5 protein-coding genes are annotated in these 4,242 nt (G+C 68.0%); 2 read left to right on the forward strand and 3 right to left on the reverse strand.

Going from position 1 to position 4,242, the window contains the following annotated elements; all coding sequences use genetic code 11:
• From VF697_RS27700 to VF697_RS27710, 3 genes are all read right to left on the reverse strand, one after another.
• On the reverse strand, positions 1–350 hold a 350-nt coding region (locus tag VF697_RS27700), incomplete at its 3' end, for an AAA family ATPase (RefSeq protein WP_331099736.1).
• A 157-nt stretch (positions 351–507) separates the two neighbouring features.
• Positions 508–2,187, reverse strand: coding sequence for an energy-dependent translational throttle protein EttA (gene ettA / locus VF697_RS27705; RefSeq protein ID WP_331099737.1), 1,680 nt, complete (start codon positions 2,185–2,187; stop codon positions 508–510).
• Positions 2,188–2,410: 223 nt separating this feature from the next.
• Entirely contained in the window at positions 2,411–2,965 is a 555-nt protein-coding gene (locus tag VF697_RS27710) for an FHA domain-containing protein (RefSeq protein ID WP_331099738.1), read from the reverse strand.
• Between the two features lie 66 nt (positions 2,966–3,031).
• Between VF697_RS27710 and VF697_RS27715 the strand changes: the two genes are divergently transcribed.
• Both VF697_RS27715 and VF697_RS27720 read left to right on the forward strand, forming a co-directional pair.
• Positions 3,032–3,976 carry an ABC transporter ATP-binding protein gene (locus VF697_RS27715; RefSeq protein WP_331099739.1) on the forward strand — a complete coding sequence of 315 codons (945 nt, stop codon included), beginning with the start codon at positions 3,032–3,034 and terminating at the stop codon, positions 3,974–3,976.
• A 38-nt stretch (positions 3,977–4,014) separates the two neighbouring features.
• The coding region (locus tag VF697_RS27720; protein ID WP_331099740.1) for an ABC transporter permease at positions 4,015–4,242 on the forward strand (228 nt) is incomplete at its 3' end.

A 4,242-nucleotide genomic window follows, 5' to 3' on the forward strand; every position in this document is an offset into this window, starting at 1 on the left:
TGCCCCGAAACCGTCAAGGCATTGACGACGCGAGCGTCATCATCGAAGTCGACCCTGCTCTCTTCAGCAATTCGAAGCGCGCCGTCCGTACCACTCCACTTGCCAGCAATCCGCAACTCCAAGGAAGAGTTGGAGCCATAGGACTTCAGCGCGGGCTCGTCACGCTCCACGAATTCAACAAAGCCAGGAGCACTGAGGGTTTTGGTTGCGATGTCGCTGACGAGTTCCAATCCCCGCAGCAGCGTCGTCTTGCCCGACGCATTCGGGCCGACGAGCACCGTGAAGGGCTCCAACTCCAGGTCGAGCGAGCGGTACGCCTTGAAGTTGCGGAACGAGACCTTCTGAATCACGACCGCCCTCCCGGGTGGGGACGGCCTCTACCCTACCCCTCTCCCAGCATGGAGAGGGGACTTCCACAGCCGTGAACCTGGGATTTCCGACACCCTCCCCTCTCCCCGAAGGGAGAAGGGGGGTTAAGGGGGGTTGTCGGCTCTACCGCGACACGGCTCAGTCCTTGGTGAGCGGGCGGTAGCGGATGCGGTGCGGCTCCAGGGCGTCGGCGCCCAGGCGCTTCTTCTTGTCCGCCTCGTAGTCCTCGAAGTTGCCCTCGAAGAAGAAGGCCCGGCTGTCGCCCTCGAACGCCAGGATGTGCGTGGCGATGCGGTCCAGGAACCAGCGGTCGTGGCTGATGACCACCGCGCAGCCCGCGAAGCTCAACAGCGCGTCCTCCAGGCTCCGCAGCGTCTCCACGTCCAGGTCGTTCGTGGGCTCGTCGAGCAGCAGCAGGTTGCCGCCGCTCTTGAGCATCTTCGCCAGGTGCACCCGGTTGCGCTCGCCGCCCGACAGGTCCTTCACCCGCTTCTGCTGGTCCTGTCCCTTGAACGCGAAGCCCGCCAGGTATGCGCGGCTCGGCATCTGCCCCGCTCGGCCCAGGTCGATGTAGTCCAGCCCGTCGCTCACTTCCTGGAAGACGCTCTTGTCCCCGTTCAGCGCGTCGCGGCTCTGGTCCACGTACGCCATCTTCACGGCCTCGCCCACGCGCAGCTCGCCCGCGTCCGGCTTCTCCACGCCCGTGAGCATCCGGAAGAGCGTCGTCTTGCCCGCGCCGTTGGGGCCAATCACGCCCACGATGCCGCCCGGCGGCAGCTTGAAGTTCAGGTCGTCGATGAGCAGTCGATCCCCGTACGCCTTGCGCAGCCCCTTGGCCTCCACCACCAGCCCGCGCAGCGGCGGACCGGGCGGAATCGTCACCTCGCCCGTCGCATCGCGCTTGTCCTGCGTCTGGTTGAACAGCTCCTCGTACGCCGTGATGCGGGCCTTGCTCTTGGCCTGACGCGCCTTGGGCGAGGCGCGCACCCACTCCAGCTCGCGCTTGAGCGTCTTCTGCCGGTGGCTCTCCGCCTTCTCCTCCAGCTCCAGCCGCTTCTGCTTCTGCTCCAGCCAGCTCGAGTAGTTGCCCTTCCAGGGCACCCCCTCGCCGCGGTCCAGCTCCAGGATCCACTCCGCCGCGTTGTCGAGGAAGTAGCGGTCGTGGGTGATGCAGACGATGGTGCCCTTGTACTCCTTGAGGGCCTGCTCCAGCCACGCGACGCTCTCGGCGTCCAGGTGGTTGGTGGGCTCGTCGAGCAGCAGCAGGTCCGGCTTCTCCAGGAGGATCCGGCACAGCGCCACGCGGCGCTTCTCACCACCGGACAGCTTCGTCACGTCCGCGTCCCCGGGCGGCAGGCGCAGCGCGTCCATCGCCATCTCCAGGGTGCGGTCCAGTTCCCAGCCGTTGCACGCGTCGATGGCGTCCTGCAGCCGGCCCTGCTCGGCCAGCAGCTTCTCCATCTGCGCGTCGTCCATGGGCTCGGCGAACTTCGCGCTCACCTCGTTGAAGCGGTCCAGCAGGGTGCGGATGGGCTTGAGGCCCAGCTCCACGTTGCCCTTCACGTCCAGCGAGGCGTCGAGCTGCGGCTCCTGCGCCAGGTAGCCCACGCGCGCGCTCGGGTCCGGCTTGGCCACGCCGAAGAACTCGGTGTCCACGCCCGCCATGATGCGCAGCAGGGTCGACTTACCCGAGCCGTTGGGCCCGATGACGCCAATCTTCGCGCCCGGGAAGAAGGACAGGTAGATGCCCTTGAGGATGTCCTTCCCGCCCTTGACCTTGCGCAGGTCCTGCATGGTGAAGATGAAATTCTGGGCCATCGTGCTCTTTCTGCCTCCGACGAGGTGACGTGAACGGTGGCGGATACCAAGGAGCCAGCGCCGGCTCAAGCTGCTCGGCTGCTCGCTCGAGCGCGGGGGCACTCCTCCCCGGGCTTCCGCCGTTTCCGCATACGAACAGCGCGCGCCGCGCCCCGCGTCCACCGAGGCGCCCCCACCCGGACCTTTCCCCAGGCCCCCTGCCCTCCAGGCGAAGCGCCGGGCCCTACTGACCGACCTCCGGAGCCTCCGACACCACCCCCCCGCGCAGCAGCCGGGCGTGCAGCGACTTCGCCAGGAAGAAGGCGAAGTCCGCGTCCCCGAAGCGCAGCAGGTCCCCGTCCCGGACGACGTACTCCTGCCCGGGCGTGAGGGGCTGCTCGTTGAGGAAGGTGCCGTTGGTGGACTGCAGGTCCTTCACGCAGCAGGTGGAGGCCGGCCCGTGCCAGCGCAATTCGGCGTGCACCTTGGACACCGAGGGGTCGTTGAGGACCAGGTCGCAGTTGGGCAGCCGCCCCACCCCGAGCGAGTCCAGGGTGCGCAGCGGCGGCAGCGTGGCCACCTGCAGCGTGTCGAAGCTGAGCAGCATCGACACCTGGAAGGCCTCCAGGCTGCCCATGCCGTTGCCCAGCACCGTGCGCTGGGCTCCCAGCCGGAGCGCCATCTGCTCCACCACCGGCTTGGGCGGCTTCTGCACCAGCGCGAACGGGCCGATCTGCCGGCAGAAGTACGTCCCCGTCAGCCTCCCCGCCAACGCCCTCAGCTCTTTCACGGTAAGCATGCAGCCCCATTGTAACGCGGTCGGGGCTTTTCGGGGGCCGTGGTGGTGGTAAAGCGACCTCCCACCATGTCCTCCCCCCCCGCGCTCGAGCTCCAGGGTCTGACGAAGACCTACGGCGACAAGCTCACGGCCCTCTCCGACGTCAACCTCACCATCCACCCGGGAGAGATCTTCGCCCTGCTCGGCCCCAACGGCGCGGGCAAGACGACGATGATCGGCTCGGTGTGCGGGCTGGTGAAGAAGACGCGCGGGAAGATCTTCGTCTTCGGGCACGACCTGGACGTGGACCCGGTGCGCCCGCGCTACGAGGTGGGGCTGGTGCCGCAGGAGATCAACTTCGACCCCTTCTTCTCGGTGGCCGAGTCGCTCTACATCCAGCAGGGCTACTACGGGCACAAGCGGGACGAGGCGCGGGTGATGGAGGTGCTCACCGCGCTCAACCTGCAGAACAAGGCGGACTCGCTCACGCGCGCGCTGTCGGGCGGCATGAAGCGCCGGCTGCTCATCGCCAAGGCGCTGGTGCACAAGCCGCGGCTCGTCTTCCTGGACGAGCCCACCGCGGGCGTGGACGTGGAGCTGCGGCGCGACTTGTGGAACTACGTGCGCAAGCTGGCCGCCGAGGGCACCACCATCGTCCTCACCACGCACTACCTGGAGGAGGCCGAGGAGCTGGCCGACCGCGTGGGCGTCATCAACGAGGGCCGGCTCTTGATGGTGGAGGAGAAGAAGGCGCTGATGCGCCGCTGGGGCGAGAAGCGCCTGCTCGTCACCTTCACCGCGCCCGTCACCGAGCTGCCCGAGCCCCTGCGCAAGGCGGGCGCCACGCTGTCGGCCGACGGCCGCACCTTCTCCTATCCCGAGCGCGAGGGGTGCGCCCCCGGGGGCGACATGCTGCGCGCCCTCTACTCGCAGGGCTTCCCGGTGGGGGACGTGGAGACACGTCACTCGCGCCTGGAGGACATCCTCATCGACATCCTGCGCGGCAGGCCCGCCGCCCCCAGCGCCCCCTGAGCCCGGGCGCCCCACCCCTTTCCCCCCTCGACGACACCATGAACACCCTCGGGATGAAGACCCTGCTGACGAAGGAGGTCCGCCGCTTCATGCGCGTGCCGGGCCAGACCGTCCTCTCGCCCCTCATCAGCACCTCGCTCTACTTCCTCGTCTTCGGCTACTCGCTGTCCGGCCGCATCCACGAGGTGGAGGGCGTGCCCTACCTGTCCTTCATCGTCCCCGGCCTCGTCTTCATGGGCCTGGCCAACAACGCCTTCCTCAACAGC

The organism is Archangium sp. (assembly GCF_036388035.1).
Taxonomy (GTDB): domain Bacteria; phylum Myxococcota; class Myxococcia; order Myxococcales; family Myxococcaceae; genus Archangium.